Source organism: Sphaerochaeta globosa str. Buddy, from assembly GCF_000190435.1.
Taxonomy (GTDB): Bacteria; Spirochaetota; Spirochaetia; order Sphaerochaetales; family Sphaerochaetaceae; genus Sphaerochaeta; species Sphaerochaeta globosa.
The window spans coordinates 2,551,316-2,570,949 of sequence record NC_015152.1; the positions used below are offsets into that span (position 1 = coordinate 2,551,316).

General features: G+C 41.2%; 23 protein-coding genes. 6 read left to right on the forward strand and 17 right to left on the reverse strand.

Going from position 1 to position 19,634, the window contains the following annotated elements; translation table 11 throughout:
- Positions 1–110 precede the first annotated feature (110 nt).
- Positions 111–935, forward strand: coding sequence for a hypothetical protein (locus SPIBUDDY_RS16440; protein ID WP_049787877.1), 825 nt, complete (start codon positions 111–113; stop codon positions 933–935).
- A 51-nt stretch (positions 936–986) separates the two neighbouring features.
- On the forward strand, positions 987–1,676 hold the full coding sequence (locus SPIBUDDY_RS16445; protein ID WP_281047950.1) for an IS3 family transposase: 690 nt from the start codon (positions 987–989) through the stop codon (positions 1,674–1,676).
- 29 nt (positions 1,677–1,705) lie between these two features.
- On the opposite strand, the gene SPIBUDDY_RS11955 is transcribed toward SPIBUDDY_RS16445, so the two are convergent.
- The 12 genes from SPIBUDDY_RS11955 to SPIBUDDY_RS12000 all read right to left on the reverse strand — a co-directional run bounded on the left by SPIBUDDY_RS11955 (position 1,706) and on the right by SPIBUDDY_RS12000 (position 6,997).
- Positions 1,706–2,185, reverse strand: a complete 480-nt coding sequence (locus SPIBUDDY_RS11955; RefSeq protein WP_013608020.1) for a DUF1281 family ferredoxin-like fold protein — start codon at positions 2,183–2,185, stop codon at positions 1,706–1,708.
- A 9-nt stretch (positions 2,186–2,194) separates the two neighbouring features.
- Positions 2,195–2,503: a hypothetical protein gene (locus SPIBUDDY_RS11960; protein WP_013608021.1), complete on the reverse strand. Its 309-nt coding sequence runs from the start codon at positions 2,501–2,503 to the stop codon at positions 2,195–2,197.
- A gap of 33 nt (positions 2,504–2,536) precedes the next feature.
- Complete coding sequence (locus SPIBUDDY_RS11965) at positions 2,537–3,139, reverse strand: hypothetical protein (RefSeq protein ID WP_013608022.1); 603 nt, start codon at positions 3,137–3,139, stop codon at positions 2,537–2,539.
- A gap of 36 nt (positions 3,140–3,175) precedes the next feature.
- Complete coding sequence (locus tag SPIBUDDY_RS11970) at positions 3,176–3,646, reverse strand: JAB domain-containing protein (protein ID WP_013608023.1); 471 nt, start codon at positions 3,644–3,646, stop codon at positions 3,176–3,178.
- 2 nt (positions 3,647–3,648) lie between these two features.
- Entirely contained in the window at positions 3,649–4,098 is a 450-nt protein-coding gene (locus SPIBUDDY_RS11975) for a hypothetical protein (RefSeq protein WP_013608024.1), read from the reverse strand.
- A 2-nt stretch (positions 4,099–4,100) separates the two neighbouring features.
- Complete coding sequence (locus SPIBUDDY_RS11980) at positions 4,101–4,511, reverse strand: hypothetical protein (protein WP_013608025.1); 411 nt, start codon at positions 4,509–4,511, stop codon at positions 4,101–4,103.
- A gap of 150 nt (positions 4,512–4,661) precedes the next feature.
- On the reverse strand, positions 4,662–5,552 hold the full coding sequence (locus SPIBUDDY_RS11985; RefSeq protein ID WP_013608026.1) for an ArdC family protein: 891 nt from the start codon (positions 5,550–5,552) through the stop codon (positions 4,662–4,664).
- Positions 5,542–5,769 carry a hypothetical protein gene (locus SPIBUDDY_RS11990; RefSeq protein WP_013608027.1) on the reverse strand — a complete coding sequence of 76 codons (228 nt, stop codon included), beginning with the start codon at positions 5,767–5,769 and terminating at the stop codon, positions 5,542–5,544. Before SPIBUDDY_RS11990 ends, SPIBUDDY_RS11985 begins: the two co-directional genes overlap by 11 nt.
- Positions 5,766–5,921 carry a hypothetical protein gene (locus tag SPIBUDDY_RS16280; RefSeq protein WP_013608028.1) on the reverse strand — a complete coding sequence of 52 codons (156 nt, stop codon included), beginning with the start codon at positions 5,919–5,921 and terminating at the stop codon, positions 5,766–5,768. The genes SPIBUDDY_RS11990 and SPIBUDDY_RS16280 overlap by 4 nt, the downstream gene beginning before the upstream one ends.
- Complete coding sequence (locus SPIBUDDY_RS11995) at positions 5,921–6,166, reverse strand: hypothetical protein (RefSeq protein ID WP_013608029.1); 246 nt, start codon at positions 6,164–6,166, stop codon at positions 5,921–5,923. The genes SPIBUDDY_RS16280 and SPIBUDDY_RS11995 overlap by 1 nt, the downstream gene beginning before the upstream one ends.
- An 11-nt stretch (positions 6,167–6,177) precedes the next feature.
- Entirely contained in the window at positions 6,178–6,342 is a 165-nt protein-coding gene (locus SPIBUDDY_RS16285) for a hypothetical protein (RefSeq protein ID WP_013608030.1), read from the reverse strand.
- Between the two features lie 127 nt (positions 6,343–6,469).
- Positions 6,470–6,997 (reverse strand): hypothetical protein, encoded by a 528-nt coding sequence (locus SPIBUDDY_RS12000; protein ID WP_013608031.1) that lies wholly within the window; start codon positions 6,995–6,997, stop codon positions 6,470–6,472.
- 712 nt (positions 6,998–7,709) lie between these two features.
- On the opposite strand from SPIBUDDY_RS12000, the gene SPIBUDDY_RS12005 reads away from it, so the two are divergent.
- The 3 genes from SPIBUDDY_RS12005 (at position 7,710) to SPIBUDDY_RS15825 (ending at position 9,664) form a co-directional block, all read left to right on the forward strand.
- Positions 7,710–7,958: a hypothetical protein gene (locus tag SPIBUDDY_RS12005; RefSeq protein WP_013608032.1), complete on the forward strand. Its 249-nt coding sequence runs from the start codon at positions 7,710–7,712 to the stop codon at positions 7,956–7,958.
- 725 nt (positions 7,959–8,683) lie between these two features.
- Positions 8,684–8,929, forward strand: coding sequence for a hypothetical protein (locus tag SPIBUDDY_RS12010; RefSeq protein WP_013608033.1), 246 nt, complete (start codon positions 8,684–8,686; stop codon positions 8,927–8,929).
- 411 nt (positions 8,930–9,340) lie between these two features.
- Positions 9,341–9,664 carry a MarR family transcriptional regulator gene (locus SPIBUDDY_RS15825; protein ID WP_013608034.1) on the forward strand — a complete coding sequence of 108 codons (324 nt, stop codon included), beginning with the start codon at positions 9,341–9,343 and terminating at the stop codon, positions 9,662–9,664.
- Between the two features lie 122 nt (positions 9,665–9,786).
- Here the strand turns inward: SPIBUDDY_RS15825 and SPIBUDDY_RS12020 are convergent, their stop codons facing one another.
- Positions 9,787–10,131, reverse strand: a complete 345-nt coding sequence (locus tag SPIBUDDY_RS12020; RefSeq protein WP_041380761.1) for a hypothetical protein — start codon at positions 10,129–10,131, stop codon at positions 9,787–9,789.
- Positions 10,132–10,187: 56 nt separating this feature from the next.
- Entirely contained in the window at positions 10,188–10,595 is a 408-nt protein-coding gene (locus SPIBUDDY_RS12025; protein ID WP_155816104.1) for a hypothetical protein, read from the reverse strand.
- A 320-nt stretch (positions 10,596–10,915) separates the two neighbouring features.
- Between SPIBUDDY_RS12025 and SPIBUDDY_RS12030 the strand changes: the two genes are divergently transcribed.
- Positions 10,916–12,049 (forward strand): hypothetical protein, encoded by a 1,134-nt coding sequence (locus SPIBUDDY_RS12030; protein WP_013608036.1) that lies wholly within the window; start codon positions 10,916–10,918, stop codon positions 12,047–12,049.
- 491 nt (positions 12,050–12,540) lie between these two features.
- Here SPIBUDDY_RS12030 and SPIBUDDY_RS12035 read toward each other — a convergent pair whose 3' ends face one another.
- The 3 genes from SPIBUDDY_RS12035 to SPIBUDDY_RS12045 all read right to left on the reverse strand — a co-directional run bounded on the left by SPIBUDDY_RS12035 (position 12,541) and on the right by SPIBUDDY_RS12045 (position 19,134).
- Positions 12,541–13,134: a hypothetical protein gene (locus tag SPIBUDDY_RS12035; protein ID WP_013608037.1), complete on the reverse strand. Its 594-nt coding sequence runs from the start codon at positions 13,132–13,134 to the stop codon at positions 12,541–12,543.
- A 164-nt stretch (positions 13,135–13,298) separates the two neighbouring features.
- Positions 13,299–16,097: a site-specific DNA-methyltransferase gene (locus SPIBUDDY_RS12040; RefSeq protein WP_013608038.1), complete on the reverse strand. Its 2,799-nt coding sequence runs from the start codon at positions 16,095–16,097 to the stop codon at positions 13,299–13,301.
- Positions 16,084–19,134 carry a BPTD_3080 family restriction endonuclease gene (locus SPIBUDDY_RS12045; RefSeq protein ID WP_013608039.1) on the reverse strand — a complete coding sequence of 1,017 codons (3,051 nt, stop codon included), beginning with the start codon at positions 19,132–19,134 and terminating at the stop codon, positions 16,084–16,086. Before SPIBUDDY_RS12045 ends, SPIBUDDY_RS12040 begins: the two co-directional genes overlap by 14 nt.
- Positions 19,135–19,634: the final 500 nt, after the last annotated feature.

Below are 19,634 nucleotides of genomic sequence, written 5' to 3' on the forward strand. Positions count from 1 at the left end.
GAAAAACTTCCTTACCCAGATTAAGAAAGACTTCCTTACCTAATCAAGGAAAAAACTCCTTACCCAATCGGGGGTGAAGACATTTTCTTGGACTCTTTAAGGAGAAGGGAATGTATTCATACGAAGAGAGGAAGAAAGCCGTTGAACTTTACATAAAGTTTGACAAAAGTGCTTCTGCTGTCGTAAGGGAACTTGGGTATCCAACCACCAGGATGCTTACGCTATGGTATCGGGAATACCTTGAGAATGGAGACCTGCGCAAGAAGTCTCGAATGCAATCAGGATACACAGCAGAGCAAAAAGCGGTTGCTGTCAAATACTACCAGGAGCACGGGAGAGGATTCGCCCGTACGGTCAAGGCTCTCGGATATCCTTGCCGCCAACTTCTTGGGAAATGGGTCAGCCAAGACTCTTCTTGCGATTTTCAACCTTTGAAAAGGGAACAGCCTGTTGTAAAATGCACAGACAAGCAAAAGATGGCCGCTGTAGTGTCTGTAGCTTCCGGTGAAAAGACTTCAAAACAGATCCAATCAGAGATTGGAGTATCCCGGAGAACGGTCTGGCATTGGAAACGGCAATTGCTTGGGGAGGTAAGCAACCCCGAGATGAGAAGGAAATCCCAAAAAGAATCCGAGAAGGCTTCATCAGAACAGGAGATTCAGCTGAGGGCTGAATGCAACGACTTGAAAGAAGAACGGGACAGGCTGCAGAAGCAGGTACAGAAGCTCCAGATGGAGAAGGATATTCTTGAAAAGGCGGCTGATATAATAAAAAAAGATGAGGGCATCGGTATCGATACACTCTCCAACAGGGAGAAAGCCATGATTATCGATGCCCTTACAGGCCAGGTACACCATAAAGGCAGCTGCTGCCCTCCCTGCATATGGGCGAAAAGCAGTTACTTCTACCAAATCCAAGCCCATGAGAAAAGATAAGCATGAGCTTGTCAGGAAAGACCTGAGGAATGTGTCCTCTGAGAACCGGCAGTGTACGGGTTATCGCGACTGCATGCAGTCATGACATCCAATGGAAGCACCATTTCAGAGAAGGTGGTTCTTCGCTTTATGCACGAGGAAAACCTTGTCGTTCCTTCCGTGAAGAGAAAGAAGTACAGCTCATACAAGGGTGAGCTCAGCCCTGAGGTCGAGAACATCATCAAGCGTGACTTCCATGCCGAGAATCCGAATGAGAAATGGCTGAGCGACATCACGGAATTCAGCATTCCCGCCGGCAAAGTATATCTTTCTCCGGTGATTGATTGTTTTGACGGCTACGTCACCTCCTGGACCCGTGGTACGAGCCCCAATGCGGAGCTGGTGAACTCGATGCTGGATGGGGCTGTAGGAACACTGGAAGACGGTGAGCACCCATTGGTCCATACCGATCGGGGGAGTCATTACCGTTGGCCCGGCTGGATTGAGAGAATGGATAATGCCGGGTTGGTTCGTTCAATGTCGAAGAAAGGCTGCTCACCCGACAATTCGGCATGCGAAGGTTTTTTCGGCCGATTGAAGAATGAGATGTTCTATTCCCGCTCATGGTTTGGTGTATCAATCGAAGAGTTTTGTGCACTGCTTGATGATTACATCTATTGGTATAATGAGAAACGAATCAAAATGTCCTTGGGAGGGCGGAGCCCTCTTGAGTACCGCAGGAGTCTTGGTCTAGTATCATAGAAAAGTCCAACTTTTTGTCCGCACCCCCATCAGAGAAAAAACTCCTTGACATTCACATCCCAAACCTTCTCTGAAAACTGGACGGCAGCATCGCTCTCGTCTCCCATTTTTATAGTCTCAACACGATTAAGACTGCCAACAATTAAACCACAGTTGTCCCCAAGGTTTTCATCAGCGTAATAGCCTCCCAATGTGATTGATGGGAATTGTTTGGTAATTGCTGCGAATATCTCTTTCGGAGTCGTCCAGGCAGTCTCAAATGCAAGCTCAAGCAGCTCTGCCTCATTCCTGCAGAACCAAAGCTCCTCAGCCTCGGTACAGGTTCCCCAATGCTCGTACAGCCATTCAAGCGCTGGAAGCTTGCAGGGCATCGGTACAAGGCTGTTGAAGAAGTTCTGTTCCTTGTCATCATTCTCACCGGCATACCTGTAGGTCATCATCGATTCCAGCATATCCAACTCATCCTTTTTACCCTTCAGTTTAATAAAAGTCTTGATCCAATTTGGCATAAAAACTCCTTACCAGTAACGACTTTTCAGAGCCTCTTCCTTGTGCGATTGCCAGTGTTCAGACGGCAAATCCTGCGGTTTATACTCGACCAAATACTCACACAAATCACCCTTCGGACCACCATAATCAGGTGTCCCAAAGCCTGTACATTCGGAGCAGTCCATAACCCTGACTGAGTCGCCGTAATACTCCTTCAACTGGCTCTCAAATCTCTCAATTTCTGTGATTTCTTCCATCGAATATCCGCTCAAATCATCGTTGATAAAGAAGCATGCCATCCATTCGTAATGGCTAATTTTCTCTGTATTGTTCGACATATTATTCCTTTCTCAGAATGTTATAAAGGACAATCAGCCTTTGTAGTCGGTGTTCAAAATGTCCCAAACGCCACCGACAGGCATATACTCAATGTGAGTCGTTAGCGTGTCATACATAAGTTCTGTGCCATCTGGGAGCGTTCCGTAGACGAACCTACTCTCTCGCATATCCACATCTGGCATTGCTCCGCTTTCAAGGAACATGCCGCACATTTCAGATACATCCGATCGATGCTCTACGTACAAATCGCCTAGCTTGCCAATGAAGTCGATATACGGCTTGAGATAACCTGCCACAAACTCAAATATGAAGCTTACCCTGTGATTCAATGAGGATTCCTTAACACCTTCCTTTTGCAGCCCTTCTCTCAATTGTTGCTTGATCTTTTTCGCCAAGGTATTAGGCAAGCCATAGGCATTATACGAAATACCTGTCAGCTCTTTCCAAGTCGCATGGAGGGCCTCACAAGTTATGGCAATGTAGTAGATTTCTCCAGACAGATTATTTACGATGGCGAATAATTGCTTGCCATTATCAGAGAAATTGGTGGTCAATTTGATAAGAGACAAATGTTTGTATTCATCCAACAATTCGTAATTGAGTAAAATTGATGATGTCGTTTTCTCTGTATCCATTGTACTTTTCCTTATTCGGTATGTCGTAGATTTTGCTTAGAACTCTTCGTTCTCTAGCATTGAGTGGTATCCGTTTGGAGAGAAGATGAGATGGTCAAGAACCTTGATGCCAAGTATGTCCCCTGCCTGCCTGAGCCTCATGGTTATGTCCTTGTCCTCCATACTTGGCTCAAGATTGCCGCTTGGATGATTGTGTGCAATGACGATAGCCGTTGCATTATCCAAGATGACTGGACGAAACACTTCCCGTGGATGAACCAATGTTCTATTGACCAATCCTTTGGTAATGGCGTGAACATCAACAACCTGATGCGCTCCGTTCAGCGTTATGCTGAAAAAGTGTTCATTGAAGAAGAAATCTTCAAGCGGAATGCACTTGATAAGCCTGCTATAAACCTCCGATGGTGTGCCGATCGACGGTGTCTCGGAGACAGCCATGCTCACCAAGATATCAATAAGCTGTTGTTTCTTCAGGTTCTCATATTTTTTCATTACTTCGCTTCTCATGGTCAATTCTCCTTTTGGAATCTGTCGTTGATACACTCAACAATCTGGTTTTCGTACTTCGTCTCAATGACCTTCCTGATATCTGGATGATTCTTCTTGAAGCACGCTATCTCATCAGACTTATGGTTCTCGAACTTGTACACCCAATTCTTTGAACATAGTGCCTTGAGCCGCTTGGTGTTCTCATACTCATCCACCAGACCACCTATTGCTGTATCAATATCCTGTGGGACATCAGCCAAGCCAAATTTGGACATATCAATCATAGGAAGGTTTAGTGCATACTGGTGAAAATCCTCGGCCTCTCCCTTGGCTTCCCAATAAAAATTGACCGCTCCGCCATCTGCAGTATCAACCACCTCAGCAACCTTCTTCCCATCCCGATACAGGTTGCAATTGTAGCCGTAGCCTTCTGTACCCATGAATGATTTGACGCTTTTAACTTCGTACATGCTCACACCTCCCAAGCTGTGTGATAGCTCTGTGAGTCATTCTCTTCGTTCAGCTCATCAAGCTCTGCCTGTGACAACTTCGACGCTCTCTCAACCTCTGCAGGGTCGGTATTGTCAAGCCCGGCATAAATAGCCAACCACTCATCGGGAGCGTAATTTTTATGAAGGCATTCATCAGAACAGAAGTATTCCTCTCCTCCAGCAATGCAATAGCCTTCGACCATCAGTTTTCCACATTCATCGCACACCCTGATTTCTACGATATCTTCCAAGTCATCAACCTTGCTGTTTATTGCATGTTCAACAGCCTCATGAACCGATCCATTATCACCGATATTTTTCTTAAGAATTGTTACAAGTCTCTCCAGAATCATTAGTTGCTCTACACTTGTAAGTTGTGCAAAGTATTTCATTGTGTTAATCTCCATAAGTGAAGGCCCATCAGGTCAGTGACAGGCCCTCTTATCATTTTTTGGTTTGGCGGCCGTAGTAATACGGTCGTCTTTTACATTCTGGTCCCACCGATCGAGCCGGTGGATGCGATGATATCCAGTACGTCATCATTAGTTTCCCACGACATTGTCTGCCTCCTTGTTCATGATATAGTTGGCAGCTCTCCCTGCCTTGCTTGCTGCGGTAACGACCATCTGAGGGTCATTCCTGAGTGCCCTGAGCCAACTCTTGATATATGCTGCCGAATTCTTGTCGGTGCTCTCGTTTGCAATGCCAAGCGTGTTGAGAATGAATGATGAACCCATCTCAGCGGTCAACTCTTCCCTTGAGTAGGTTTGACTTCCGAATTTGTGGTCATCACCTTCTTCCTTGAACCTGTTGAGCCTGGAAGGATGGCCTGTGCTGTGGACCAGCTCATGGAACAAAGCGGAGTATAGTTCCTCTGATGTGAAAAACGTGTCTGGAATCGTCACGGTATCGAAAACGGGAGAGTAATAGGCTCCACCTCCATCCCTGCTGATACGTGGACAATTTGGCATGTTTCTGATGACTTCTTCGGCCTCGGTAATCGGGTTGAAATTCTGCGTAGGCTTGATGATTTCAGGGAATTCGATACCCTCTATCTGAGACGAATTGAAGACGAAATACAGGCGATAAAAACCAAATTTCTTGGTGGTTTCATCATCTTCTATTTCATCATCCTTAACCTTTCTTTCGATGGTAGACCAGAAAATGACAGGTGTTGATTTCTCGCCTTTCTTGACGTTTCCGCCAAGTTCTCTTGCCTGTTTGAAGGTCAACCACAAAGGGCTGGAAAATCCACTCATCCCTGTGAGAATGGCATTGACACCTTGATAGGGCTTTCTGCTCTTGTAATTCTGTTGAGCCGATTCAACCGTTGCCCAAGGTTTTCTCCAAGGAAGCTCATTGTTCTGCTCGATGAAATCAATGATTCTTTGCGTGACTATCTCATACACGGAATTTTTCTGTTCACTCTTCATTTCGGGTATCTCCTGTGAGCCTGTACCAATCCTCGGTAAGCTCTTCGGCATCTATATCGAGATACCCTCCGTAGCATTTCTCTTCCTTCGTGTTGTACAGGAAGGTTTCCGCAATAGTCGGGTCGGGGAAGTATTGAACGAGTACCCAATCTCCTTTCCGATCGAGTACATTCATTTCCAGCTTGACCATAATTGGTTCTTTTTCGTATAGACTCATTCGTTGTCTCCCATATACCCTTCGAATTTCAGGTGCTTTTCAAATCCATCATCCAACAACTGCATTCCGTGATAGTCGGTAAACAGTCGTGCCACTTGTTCCCCTGAGAGAGTGCAAAGCAGCTCCCACCCCTTGGTTTGCTTCTCTCCCATCATGCAACCTCAAATCCTACATTCTGCAGGTCTCTCATGCCTTGTAGCCACTCCAACACTGCTTCATAGAAAGGCTTGTTGTTGCCTATTTGTGCCACGTGTTGAACCATGCCTTTTGTGTCTGGCCTACTGTCTGATCCATCTGCATTCAAGAGCTTTTGATAGAAGTGCGTAGCGTCTATCTGCTCCAGTTTATACCTGTCGGTATACTTCCCATCGACCAAGAAAATATCTGCTGTTCTCATTGCATGCCTCCTCAGATGAGCTGTACGGTCCATGACTGGACACTGGACACTTCGAAACCCGATTCATCACCTGCCACGTAGAACAGGTTGTCGGTTGGAATACCCATGCTGACAACCGTATCCATTGAGTCAAACTCTTCCAAAAATGCCCCGTTTTCCATGTGCCAAATGCTCATATTGAGCCTCCTAAAATAAAAATACCCACACTTAACTTGTGTGGGATATATACCCTGCGAGAAGAATTGAACCTCTACTAGACGACTGTACAGGGTGGAAAAACAGTCTTTTCACGTTGTCGATCGATTAGCCGAAATACTTCTCTGACTTGGCAATCTCGTTGTTTCTCTCGATAAGAGCCACGTATCCCCACAATGCATCCCACGTGTTGGCATCTTTGAGGACCTTCTCAAGGCGAGCCTTCGACTCTTTGTCACACTTCGCCTGCCACGAATCCATAGCGTTGTTATAGTCCACCTGCTCAGATGTCAGGGTTTTCTTTTCGGTTTCCTCATAACGTGCGTCCCTGGAATAACTCTTCACCTTGATGCTATGTCCCTTGCCTTCAAGGAGGATTACATCAAGGTCTCTAGGCATGCCTTTGGTCACTTTGATGTATTTGCGTACAGTACCGTCTTTGAGCACTGCAACGTGGGTTTCAAGGCCGATTTTCCAAGTCAAGGCGAGTGACAAAGCATCGGTTGCCTGTTTCAATTGTGCGGCAAATTCCCCGCCCTCTTCTTTTGCGGCTTGGTCTACTTTTCCTACTGCGAGAATAGCCTGTTTTGCCTCTTCGATAGCCTGTGCGGTCTTGGTGTTGGTTGTTGCGTTCATGATTCACTCCTAGGGCATTTTTTGCCCGTTTTAAATTTTAGGGACGCTCAAGCGTTCCGTTATTACCTGCAAAACAGGGAATAATGCAATGCTTGAATTCTTCCTGCGTACGCTATGGAGGTTTTTTGCTCACCTGTGTTTACTCCTGTATGGCTACAGTTTCAGTCCACCCACCTTTCCCATTTCGGGCATAGTGGCTTCGCTATCGGATAGTACCTACTCTGTCGTTCCCCGAAACCCAGCTAAAGTGTGCTATTTTTAAGGTTTACAGCGGTTAGTCCCAAAGTTTTGCGGATACTTCCCATTCAATTCCATATACAGCAAGCCGAAACCGTCTGTACTGGTAACGCATGATGACAAATCACACTTCTGTCAAAAAACCCATGTTTTACAACTCTGTACCAGTGTCCCTAGTACCGTTGACTCTCTTCTTATATCCACTTGCCTTCTAACAACCCCGAAAGACTGCTAGCCAACACCTATTAACCCCGAAAGGTTAGTGAATACTTGGTAGGGGTTTAGCTCCCCTGTGAATTTTATTGGTCCCTCCTGTTTGTTCGGTTTAACTAAGTGATGTTTAGACAATAAAACTTAGTTTAACTAATGTCAATTACTTTTTTATCTAATTTTTCAAGATATATGATGGATTAGTTATACCTATTTATGCTATAATGGTTTAACTAAGAAAAATAATTTTTATGAGGTTAATATAATGAGAACTGAGGCGGAAAGAAAATGGGACAAAGAAAATAAAGTGTTCTATGGTATGTATTTAATGAAAAGTAATGATATGGATATTATCACGTATCTTGATACAGTGAAACAAAATGGGGGGAGTGTACAGGGAGCTATCAAGGAAGCTATAAGATACTTCCTTGCCCATAGTGGTAATAATATATATACCAATATCGCACAAGAGAGCAAAACAGCTTCAGACAAAGAAGGACCAAGCCTAGATTGAAGATTTTTAAAATTGACCGATGAAATAAAAAAATATTCAGAAGGCAAGGCAAATAAAGTCAAGCAAGGGTATACAAACCTAGATTCAAGCCGGGGAGTATACCCTACTACTTCCCCTACACTCCCTAACCATCCTATTACCAGTTATCTCGCTACCAATCGACACCTAAACCCAGGTAGTAAGCACCAATTTGTACACCTATACCACACCAAGCCTTATTATGGACACCAAGCCCAATTCTATTAGATATAAGCACATAGCCCTATTAATACAGTAAGGATACCAGCTTAATTACTCCCTTCAGCCCTCACACATACAATAGTTACATACTGCATAATTCTTGCATAAGGTCTCCCAATTTACCGGCTTTATACCAATCAATATTGCATACAGACTGCATACAGGCTTTATTCATGCATAATTGGTGCATATTCAAGGTAGGGGGAGGGGGGTCAAAATTAAGGCAGGGGGGGCGGCGGATTGGATCCAGGGGTGCGCGAAGATACTGCCTCTACCACTGCATATGGTAAAAAACTTCTAGAAAAGCTCTATCCGATTTTTAGGATCGTTATTAATATAATTATGTCAATAATGCTCATTAGAACAAAATTCTTACCTCCGCTGGTTTTCTAGCGAGAACAAAATTATTACCTCCACTAGTTTCCTAGTGAGAAGAAAAAATTATTCAAAATACATTGTTTCTATTATATTTTTGGAGGAAGAAAATGAAAAAAGAATATTTTGTAATTGGAGAAATTGCCTCAGATAACTGGAACAAAGGTATCCGTATCACGATTAATGTACTAGCACATCTATTAAACGCTAGAGGGTATCCTCGACAGGCCAATCGGGGCTTATACAGTTCTGTTAGCGCTGCTTATCGTGCACATATTCGATCAGGGCAAAAAGGAACTGCTGATTGTATCGCTTGTGCAATAACAAACACAAAAGGTAGGTATTGTTGGCAATAGAAAGATTACTTTAAACTGACGCATATGTCAGTTCTGTTATAATCACACATGAGCATATTGATAGGTGGGCAGGAAAATCTCCTGCCCTTTTTTTCTGTGATTCTTTTTTTTGTTTTCAACTATCTATGTTCTAAAAATCATAAATTCTTGCATCTGTAGAAATGAAAGATAATTCCGGATCAATACTGAGTGAATATGCCCGTAAGTAATATTTCTCTTTATTGAGTATCCGCACGCATTAAAACCATCATTCGCTTATTCAGTACCACCGGTAGCTGCATGAGCACCGTTTTCCCATTTGCATCATGGGCACCACAATAATCACATTGAGCACCACACCTTACACAACATGACCCAGAATATTGGTAACGGAATCTATGGGTTCCGGTATCAAATTCTGAGGAGGCCGACATGGCCAGGAAAATCAAGGTGAAGCTCATTCTTGAGCTTCATGAGCAGGGGATATCAATGAATGAGATATCCAACACAAGAAAAATCTCCAAACATTCAGTCTGTACAACCGTGGAGAAAGCGAAGCAAAAAGGATTGTCCTACAAGGATATGAAGGACATGACCGACGATGCAGCCTACCGGCTGGTATTCCCTGAAAGGCATGCCCCTGACTCAATTCCTTGCAAGCGCATTCCTAGTAATATCGTCAGTATCCACACCAAGCTCGAACCAAGTATTTTGAAAAACGAGATAATATTCTTCATCTTTATTCACTTGATATAGCAAGAAACCTGCATGAGATGACCCCTCATACATATTGCCTTCAAGCTCATCCATTATATGCATAATACGCTGTGGAGTTTTTGTGACAAATGTACTATTTGCTAGGGCTATGACATCATGGCCTACAAAAAAGGCTTATCGATACCAGACAAGTCCTCAACACTTTCAACAGACAACACAACAAGCATATATTCCTTCGAATCATTTTTGATAGCAGGAACTCCTACTTCAGTAGTAATCTGTAATGCCAGTAAATATATATCAGAATACAAGCCTCTCATAACACCATTGATTTTCAAGTTAGCGATAGCAATGGGATTTTTCTCAGCCATGATTGTTTTTTGGATTTGAATACCAATTGAAACTGGATTTTTCCTAGATCCAATTGGAGCATTTGGATCTAGAACTTTAGCAAAAAGAGACGAACAAATAAGAGTAGTGATACATATAAAAACAATTTTCTTCAAAGTCTACCGTCCTGTAAATCACCGAGTAGCACATCATCAAACTGTAAGAATAAAAATCAGACCTTGGTATAATCCAATGTCTGGATAAATCCATTAGTATTTAGTGAGAATCTCAGGGTAGTATCAGAAGTCTTTGTAAAGGAATAAGTCTGAGTCACTCCCTCATCAGAAATATTAAATGAGTATGTGCTACTACTTGTAGACACTTGAGTTATTGGAGCTCCAGCTGCTTTCATTTCCTTGAAATTAAGCCCAATGCTGTTAGTTGTCCAAACTACATTATCCTTGCTGAATATCAAAGTACTGATTACTTCTCCTCCCGCCTTTATTTCCCAGCTGCCGATAGTCCAAGAAGGCGGAGATAGGGGTACTCTCCCATTTGAACCAGGGACGTCATTAGTACAACCCGCCATTAATAATACCAAAATCAGACCTGCTATCAAGGTGTATTTTCTGATAACCAACCTCCTTTCAACATAATCAGTCGAATTATACAGCTATAAGTACAAGAATGATAGGATCATATTTGTATTACCAAGGAAAGGGAGGAGCAACCTCATCAATATACGTACTAAATATCGACTACAACAAGAATCCATATTTGAAGTTGATACTCTTTTCTTCCAGAAAAACAGACCAAGGTGTTGGAATGAACAATGATCCCCGACAAGCGCAGTACAAGTAAGATAGATACATAAGAAAAGAAAAGACTAATAACACCCCTCGTTACCTCCAAGCCATCCTCAAAATGGAAAGTCTTTTATTGTGGATATTGGAGGCGGAAATGAAAGACATTACTGGCACAGAATTTATAGAATCTGAATTGAATCAATTGGATTCTCATGATGGATTCGTCGATTCAGAGGCAGATTGCGGGAATAGCGGTTTGTCAAGTAATACCCCTGTACTTACAAAAACTGGGTGGAAAAAGCACGGCGAATTACAGGTGGGTGATTCAGTATACACACCAAGAGGATTGAGTAAGGTTCTTTCAGTCAAGCATTATCCAAATTCCCAATGCATGAAAGTAGGTTTTCGAGGGAATCAAGAAATTATTTGTGGTTCTGCTCATTCATGGAAAGTCATGAAATGGAATTCTAAGAGAGCAAAAGGTGAGAAAAGAGTCGGATGGGAATCTGTTCATAATCAAACTTCTCAATTGATGTCTAACCATAAGCACCCTTATATTCCCGTTACAGGATATTCCAGCTCCCCGGTTGATTTACCTATTGAACCTTATACGCTTGGAGCTTGGCTAGGTGATGGAGATAACAGTGGAGGACGTGTGTGCGGTCCTGATGAGGAGGTTTTTGAATCAATCAGAAAAGATGGTTACAAATTATCTGAAAGCCACTGTCCTACGCGAGCACCTTTCCAAACGAGAACGGTTTATAATTTAGTCAAGGAATTGAGAAAACAGAATCTTCTTCACAACAAGCATATTCCATCAATCTACTTTGCAGCATCTGTTGAACAGCGGCTGGCTCTGCTGCAAGGATTGATGGATACTGATGGCAACATGTCTAGGATGTATGGGAACGGAGCAACATTCGTACAAAAGAAAGAACAACTATCTCTAGATGTTCTTGCGCTTGTCAATTCTCTAGGATTCAGGGCTGGTATCTGCAAAACAGAAGTTGCCCATTATGTCTCTTTCTCAATATCAGAAAATGACTTGGTTCCCTTTCGTGTACAGCGGAAGATTGATAATATAAAGAAATTTCAAAGTCAGAAGCAAAGTAAAAACTGGTATGGACAATCAGTTGAGAAGTGTGAAACAGTACCGACCAACACCATACAAATAGCGGATCCAGCTGGTATATATCTAATTGGCTATGCTCTGATTCCAACATGTAGCAATCTGGATAGTGTCAACAAATACAAAAAATCTGGAGTGGAAGACAAACTATGTAGCTAGCCAGGAAGTTCACATCCTAGTAGGAGGATGGAAACGATAACAATGTATAACTTCTCTATTTATATAGTATACATTCTTGATGTAGGTGATTTTTACTTCTATTGCGCCTCATCCCCCATATCGTAAATGGAAAGCCTGAACTGTTAAACTCGGAGGGCTTAATAAAAAATTCTGCTTTGCCAATTTAAATATGAGGGACAATCCCCAGCAGGATTGATTATCGATGAGCTGCTAGATGAAGAAAACTTTTGTCCACCCAAGAGCTGTCTTGATCTGATAATTGATACAAAGAATCTTAAACAAATTGGAAAAATACTGCGGTATTTTGAGGTTCCTATACCATCTCGGGCTTCATTAGCGATTACCTTCCAACAAGGATGGACTCGTCGAATCAAGGAATCCGTGTGTTTGGAAACCACCAAATCCACGCACAGAGGAAAAACCTTTTTATATACCCCAGAAAAATTAACTTCTGAATTCTACCTTCGGCATCATTTTTTATGTTGCCAATTGATTTTGGAGAACAGCTCATTTGATTTTTCAAATGACATAATTTTTGATCCTGGTTTTAATTTAAACTTCTTTCGAATATCATCAATTTCCTGAATTGTTATTATTCGTTTAGCCCCCCATTTTCCAGGTGAATCAAAGGCCGATTGATTGAAATATTTCATTAAATAAAATTCTATTTCCCGAATCAACGATAGGTTAATGTCAATTATTAGTTTTAATACATTTAAATCGTTAATTTCTTCAATTGCTCCATGTTGTAGTTTATTACGATAACCTGCAGAACAATCTACAAAAAGCTGCAAACCGGTTTTCAAGTTTTCTTCTTTGAAAACCATTGGCCCCTTTTCCTTATTAATAAGTACTAAAGCTTTCTCAAGAGTATCGTGAATATGTAAAAAACTTTCTTTAGTAGCCTCCATAGCCTGCTTATAACTTACTCCATTCATTCTTAAACCAATAAACATCAATCTTGAGAAGTACGCTTCACAAGCTATATGACAATCCATAAAAAACGCATTAGTATATTCTATATTATTTGGTTCAATTAGTTTTTTTATTGTTCTTAAATACATTATGCTTCCTATTTCATCATTTCTTATTCTTTACGGCTTATTAGTTTCTATGCACAGAATGCATCGGTTTTTCGGAGTGTATTAGGTATGTATTAGCTCGCAATAGTAATCCGAAGTATCTCATTATTCCTTAGAAAATTTTCTTAGCAATTTATTGTTAGTCCTTATACTCTAAACACCTTCATAACTTCATCGCCAAGGTGATTCACGACCTTTACAGCGATTCGCCCTGACTTTGGTTTTTCAAAAGGTCTAGACACATCACTTTTTAAAGAATCCCATGCTTCTTTGTTGATCTCAGCTTTTAATGTTGTTTTCAAAGCCCCATAAGGATCATTAGTACCAAGAAAATATGCTTGCCTAATAAAAAAACTCTCTTCGTTATAATCAGAATCAATAAACCAACAAGCTATTTCTTCAGGTCCGCTAGAACGTACTTCACCTGTATTGGGATGGAATACATCTACACCATTAATCTTGACTTGAATCTTACCTGAATTATTATTGATTAAAGTGATGTCAGGTTCTCCAAAAACAACAAATAGATTGCCCTTGCCTGTGTTTCGAAGATCTTCAGCCATATGCAGGTCAGCATTCATGCGAGCTTTGAGGATCTGAATACGCCCTAAACTATTAAATTCAGTCGATAGCGCATCATAATTGAAAGCACATGAGATTAGGACATCAAATCCAGCATCTGCAGCTTCTCTCGCTGCTTCAACGAGATCTGGTCTGGAAACCGTGCCAAATTCAGGTCCAATAAAAATCCCTGCACGTCTAATTTTCTCAATATTTTTCACACTATCAACAAATTGCCCTTCAGCACAGATTAATTTCCCTGGCCAAGCTACTAAAGAAGTGAAAATAATCTTATCTTCTTTATGAGCTTGTTGGACACCAGAAGTCTTCAAATTCTCAAGAATCATATTATAGAAATCCAGCTTGCCTCCGAACTCAGGTTCTTTATCCCAAGAATCCTTAATTAATTCGTCATTTTCATCAATACCAAGAACTCTATGAGGGGAAAGACTCTCAACTGTAAATGGACCAGCTACCCTGACCCTTCGTTTATCTTCAAATGGCTTATCATAAAGATACTCAGTCTCTGCATTCTTCAAAATTGAATTATCAATTTCATTTTGTCTTTGGCTTCGCAGTTTCCACAATTTTGCATGAACTTCACTTACTGTAGAATTCCAAATAGATTTTTGTTCTAACGGAACTTCCCATTCTTTCAGTGCCTCACCCAACAATTGATTAAAGTCCAGTAATAATTGTTCCAATTCACGCTGATACTTTTCATATATAACATCTATTTCAGTATTATTTGCGATTGAGCTTAACGTGGTATGTGGAACTCGCTCATATACAAAACCTTGTCTAATATCACCATTTGTATGTTTTATTGATAAATATCTTTTTGAAAGTTCAGCTTCTTTAGCCTGACCATCGGTAGAATCTAAGAGCAAATAATATGGATAGCGAGCCCCCATAATTCGTCCTCGGGCCAAGGCAAGAGCAACCCTTGAAGTATCAATAGTAATCCATCGTCGTCCCCATTGCTCTGCTACATAAGCGGTTGTACCAGAACCACATGTAGGATCAAGTACCAAATCTCCTGGATCAGTTGTCATTAAAATACACCGTTGAATTACATTTGTTCCTGTCTGAACAACATATAATTTGTCATAAGAAAAACCAGAATGCCCTGTGTCATCCCAAATATCCCTTAATGGAGAAACTGGGTAATCATTAAAGTATCTTATATAGCTCAGAGCCTTCGGTGTTGCATTGATCCGATCTGCTTTTTTCAGTCTCTCCAGACCATCTGGAAAATTCGGTTTCCAATGGCTGTCATTAGAAGGTTTATATGTTCTTCCTTGAAAATTAAATGGAGTGGGCTCTTTTGGAGAACCTTGCCCGCACAAGTTATCAATTCGGAATATTTTACCCTTTTGCTGGGATACTTCGAGATTATCCAACTCATCTATTGATAATCGCCGTCTATCGCCTATACCAAGTTGTATGTTTTTATAAGCGCTCCGATCATCATCAGCTCCCTTTTTTTTGGTATATAACTGCCTATGTTTTGTATTTTCTGCATTTTTTGAATACCAGAGAATGTAATCTCCAATTCTGGACAATCCTGAGGTTGCAAATCCCCCAGTAGTGGCAAAATATATTGTACTCTGATAGTTATTCTCACCAAATATTTCATCCATCAATACTCGAATGCGGTGGACATTTTCTTCTCCAATCTGTATGAAAATTGATCCTGAATCGGATAGAAGTTCTCTTGAGATTGTTAATCTTTCTCTTAAAAAGGTTAGATATGAATGGACTCCATACCTCCAGGTATCCCTGAAAGCCTTCACTTGTTCAGATTCTCGTGTAATATGCTGGATATTCCCATCCCTTACCTCGCGACTAGTTGTAGACCACTGAAAATTGGAATTAAACTTAATCCCGTATGGTGGATCAATATAAATGCATTGGACTTTTCCTCTTAGGCCTTCTCTTTCTGCTAGACTTGCCATCACATAAAGAGAATCTCCGAGAATCATTCTGTTCGACCAGTGTGCATCATGTTGATAGAATTCTGTTTTTGCAGCTTCGTTTGGTAGTCCATTAAAATCGGAGAACAAATCTATCTGTGCATCTTCATTTCTCTTATCTCTTTCTGTTTGCTTTACTAAATCATCTATGAGAACTTTTGGATGCACTTTTTCTTGAATGTATAGAGGAGGTACGTGGACAATAAGATCTGACCAATCCTGGACATCTTTTCCCTTCCAAACTAATTGAGGGTCAAGATCCTTATTTCTACGTTCATACGCGACACGTATAGAACTCTTTACCTCTTGATCGATAATGGACTGATATTCAGCAGTTGGTATATTTTTACGTTTGGCTTCTTCATGGGTAAGTGTTTCTATTGTCTTATGATTTCTATCTTTTACCATTAAACAACTCCGTCCTTTTACTAATTGTAAATACTTCTTCATTGGATACAACAACTTGCTTAATCAGATCCTCAAAGACCTCTTTCATATCGAAAAGATCAATAAGTTCAGCAAATGCCCAACGTCCATAAGATTTGATATTATTAACCCCACGAATCCAGAACGTCTCCATAGTAAGTTTTTTATCTTTAGCATCTTCTCTGCGATATCCTTTAATCTCAATAATCAGATGTAATAAATCTTCGTGATCATCATTAATAAGCAGGATAAAATCTGGTATATAGATCCTGCTAACTGAACCTATTCGGTAAGGAACTTCAAAACCAAGGCCATTGTTTTTTACATAGGAGATAACCCTTGGATGACTTTCAACAATCCTACAGAATTCAAGTTCCCAATTACTATCAGCAATCGCCCAATTTATATGACATTTCTGAGAATCTGTTTGCCACCTCGTGGATTTACTAGTGGTAAAATTCACATTGCTGGTTGAACCCGTAGGGTTATAAGGATCGAGTACAACCATAATCGGATTCTCTCCACTAGAAGCTCTGGTAATTGCATTCGAAATTCTCTCACATGCAATATCAGCTAATTCTTTGTACAACAACTGTGCGGGGAAAGTGCCCTTACAGATCAAATGTTTCTCCATCCAGTCTGAGACGATTTTTTTCAATTGTCCAAAAAGAAATAACTTTGGTTCACCATTGGGATCGCGAAACTTAGTTTCCAATAGATGTTTTGTCAAAGAGTACAAAACAGTATTTCTTCTGACCTTTTCTAGATATTTAATACTCAAATCAACAGATTCCCCGATGATTCCTGAGTTCCGGGTTTCTGTTGGGCCCACAATGTCTGGGGTTAAACAGAAAGTTGAATCATCGGTGAATTCTGCTTCCAGTCTATCCTCAGGGAGCTCTGTCCGATAACCCTGAACACGTGGAAAAACAATCTCATGAGCGCTTCTTTCAGGAATTGCATTAACATGCACAGTTTCTCTTGGTTTATTGGGAGGAGCAACAATGGGCTTGGCAGTAAAATCAAATGGAATACCTAAAACATCAGCATATTCAACATCAAACAGCCCTTCACCGTTAATCTCATATGACTGGCGTCTAAGAGCTCTTCCAATTACCTGCTCGCATAACAACTGAGTCCCAAAGGCTCGGATTCCAAGTACATGGGTTACTGTATTAGCGTCCCATCCTTCAGTAAGCATTGCAACTGAAACAACACAACGAATTGATCCTCCAAGCCTTTCCTTCTTACCGACAGTATTCATAACTTCTCGCAATATGTCTTGGTCGGATAAATTGTCAACAGCGTCTCGTCCTGCACCTCGCGCAAGCATTTCGCGTTTGAAACGATCTATTTCATCAGCAGCCATTGTCCTAAAGTCTTTATCAAGAGCATCGCCGGATTCTAATTGCTGTGAATCGATTAATAAAGTTCTCGGCCGTCCGAGAGGAATTCCTGTTTCATCAAAATTTCTGAACAATTCTAGTCTTCCATTAATGAATATTTGTTTTCCATTCTCATCTTCACGAATAAAGCCAGACACATAGTCATAGACAAGTTTAGAAGAAGCTGTGTTGTTACAGACAATTATAAAGCAAGGAGGAGTATCTATTCCTGCTTGTACCCAGAGCTTGAAAGTTTCATTGTAATGTCCATATAAAGCATCCAAAGCAGTCTGTAATTCAACGGGTAAACATAGAGGATCGAGAATAACTCCTTTTCCCCTGCCCTTCTTTGGCATTTTTGGGCCAATGTGAGTCCATAGATTTCTAAACTTTGGCATTTCACCTTGAGGAATATTATCAGCAATAGGTATTCGGGGAAGTTTGACAATGCCAGATTCAATTGCATCCATGAGTGAGAAATCACTCACGACCCAAGGGAAAAGTGTTCCTTCTGCATACCCGGAACCACGAAGAAAAAAAGGAGTTGCAGATAAGTCTAGAACAAATAAATTCCCAATTTTTCGTTTTACAGCTTCAAGACCAGTAATCCAAACACGAGCAGCATTATTGTTTTTTTCAGCTTCATCCTTATCGTCTCCAGAAAGTCCATCCTTATCAGGTTTTTCCCGGTAGCAATGGTGAGCTTCATCATTGATGATTAAAATATTCTTCAAACTCATGAGTTCGGGCATCACTCGCTGAATCATCTGCCCTTCGGTCTCCAGGGTATTTAATGCTTCTCCCCTCCCTTGTAATAGAGATCTCCCCCCCTTCGACAGCACCATGCGTTCACGCAACATAAAAGCATGGTAATTCGTAACCACAATTTTTGCTCTCTCCAGATCAGAAAGCATATCTTTCGGGACGAGTTCTCTAACTGAATAGTAACTATCAGGATCATTTGGGAAAAGAACTCTTAATCGATCTCGAATAGTAATGCCAGGTGCAACTATTAGAAATCCTCGTGTAAATCGTCTACTTTGAGGATGACGAACTGCATTAATCGTTTGCCAGGCGATCACCATCGCCATGACCGTAGTTTTTCCTGCGCCAGTTGCCATCTTCATCGCAATTCGTAACAGTTCTGGGTTCGCATCAAGACTTACATCTTCGATATGATTCAGGAAACTTTGCCCCTCTTTTCCTAGTCTAGGAGCTACTTCAATTAGCCAGATCAGCGTTTCAACAGCTTCAACTTGACAAAAAAATGGGCGGATTCCTGCGAACTGATGGTGCCTCCAATGCTGAAGGAGTCTTGTAGTTTCCGGTGTTACTAGCCATTCAGATGGAGGGAGCATTCGCCACTCATCAACTTTACCCCTGATTGCATTTATAACCGCATTTTCGTTGTATTGTTGTCTTTCTGTTGATAGGTTCTCTTCATCTCCAAATAGTAAACTTGTTTGCTGTGCCTCATGTTTCTTTGCTGTTGGAAAAGGAACTATGAATTTTGCTTCACGACGAGTATTGACTATTTTCTGTGTAGGCTGACCTGATTCATCGAGTTCCCAGTGACGCGTTGGATATTCATACGGAGAATTTAGAATTGGATGATCAAAAAAAGGAATTGACATGAATACCTGCCCAAACATAAATTTACATGAATTGTATAGCAGGTACTAAAAGAATGGTAGGAAAAGTATTAAAAAATTTTATTATTTAGGGACTATAACAACACAAAACGCAAAAGACCAGTTTAATTTCATCTATGGCTGGCAGAGAGCCAATCATCTATAAAATGCGGGAACTGAATCTAGAATTCCCAGAAACACAGTTTTGCATTTGTTTTGTCTTTTCTCTTAAATGGGAAATTTGCTTGGTCAAAAGCAGTGCGTACAGTAAATAGTGGCTATACGGCAGCGAGTGCAATGTTTGCGACTGGGTACGTGATCCCGAGCAGGACACACTTGCACAGCTGTACTACGATTTGGAAATCATGAATACCAATCGGCATTAGACTTATGAGCCCCACACTGCTGTAGAGTGAAACGAGTTCAGGGAAAAGGCTGAAGCCTTCCTTCAGCTGCTTTCAGTAGAACTGAGAAAAATCTATGACCTCCATGAAGAAGGCAAA

Coding starts and splice junctions, on each gene's coding strand:
- SPIBUDDY_RS16440 (WP_049787877.1), top strand. CDS start 111: ATGTATTCATACGAAGAGAGGAAGAAAGCCGTTGAACTTTACATAAAG.
- SPIBUDDY_RS11955 (WP_013608020.1), bottom strand. CDS start 2,185: ATGCCAAATTGGATCAAGACTTTTATTAAACTGAAGGGTAAAAAGGAT.
- SPIBUDDY_RS11960 (WP_013608021.1), bottom strand. CDS start 2,503: ATGTCGAACAATACAGAGAAAATTAGCCATTACGAATGGATGGCATGC.
- SPIBUDDY_RS11965 (WP_013608022.1), bottom strand. CDS start 3,139: ATGGATACAGAGAAAACGACATCATCAATTTTACTCAATTACGAATTG.
- SPIBUDDY_RS11970 (WP_013608023.1), bottom strand. CDS start 3,646: ATGAGAAGCGAAGTAATGAAAAAATATGAGAACCTGAAGAAACAACAG.
- SPIBUDDY_RS11975 (WP_013608024.1), bottom strand. CDS start 4,098: ATGTACGAAGTTAAAAGCGTCAAATCATTCATGGGTACAGAAGGCTAC.
- SPIBUDDY_RS11980 (WP_013608025.1), bottom strand. CDS start 4,511: ATGAAATACTTTGCACAACTTACAAGTGTAGAGCAACTAATGATTCTG.
- SPIBUDDY_RS11985 (WP_013608026.1), bottom strand. CDS start 5,552: ATGAAGAGTGAACAGAAAAATTCCGTGTATGAGATAGTCACGCAAAGA.
- SPIBUDDY_RS11990 (WP_013608027.1), bottom strand. CDS start 5,769: ATGAGTCTATACGAAAAAGAACCAATTATGGTCAAGCTGGAAATGAAT.
- SPIBUDDY_RS16280 (WP_013608028.1), bottom strand. CDS start 5,921: ATGGGAGAGAAGCAAACCAAGGGGTGGGAGCTGCTTTGCACTCTCTCA.
- SPIBUDDY_RS11995 (WP_013608029.1), bottom strand. CDS start 6,166: ATGAGAACAGCAGATATTTTCTTGGTCGATGGGAAGTATACCGACAGG.
- SPIBUDDY_RS16285 (WP_013608030.1), bottom strand. CDS start 6,342: ATGAGCATTTGGCACATGGAAAACGGGGCATTTTTGGAAGAGTTTGAC.
- SPIBUDDY_RS12000 (WP_013608031.1), bottom strand. CDS start 6,997: ATGAACGCAACAACCAACACCAAGACCGCACAGGCTATCGAAGAGGCA.
- SPIBUDDY_RS12005 (WP_013608032.1), top strand. CDS start 7,710: ATGAGAACTGAGGCGGAAAGAAAATGGGACAAAGAAAATAAAGTGTTC.
- SPIBUDDY_RS12010 (WP_013608033.1), top strand. CDS start 8,684: ATGAAAAAAGAATATTTTGTAATTGGAGAAATTGCCTCAGATAACTGG.
- SPIBUDDY_RS15825 (WP_013608034.1), top strand. CDS start 9,341: ATGGCCAGGAAAATCAAGGTGAAGCTCATTCTTGAGCTTCATGAGCAG.
- SPIBUDDY_RS12030 (WP_013608036.1), top strand. CDS start 10,916: ATGAAAGACATTACTGGCACAGAATTTATAGAATCTGAATTGAATCAA.
- SPIBUDDY_RS12035 (WP_013608037.1), bottom strand. CDS start 13,134: ATGTATTTAAGAACAATAAAAAAACTAATTGAACCAAATAATATAGAA.
- SPIBUDDY_RS12040 (WP_013608038.1), bottom strand. CDS start 16,097: ATGGTAAAAGATAGAAATCATAAGACAATAGAAACACTTACCCATGAA.
- SPIBUDDY_RS12045 (WP_013608039.1), bottom strand. CDS start 19,134: ATGTCAATTCCTTTTTTTGATCATCCAATTCTAAATTCTCCGTATGAA.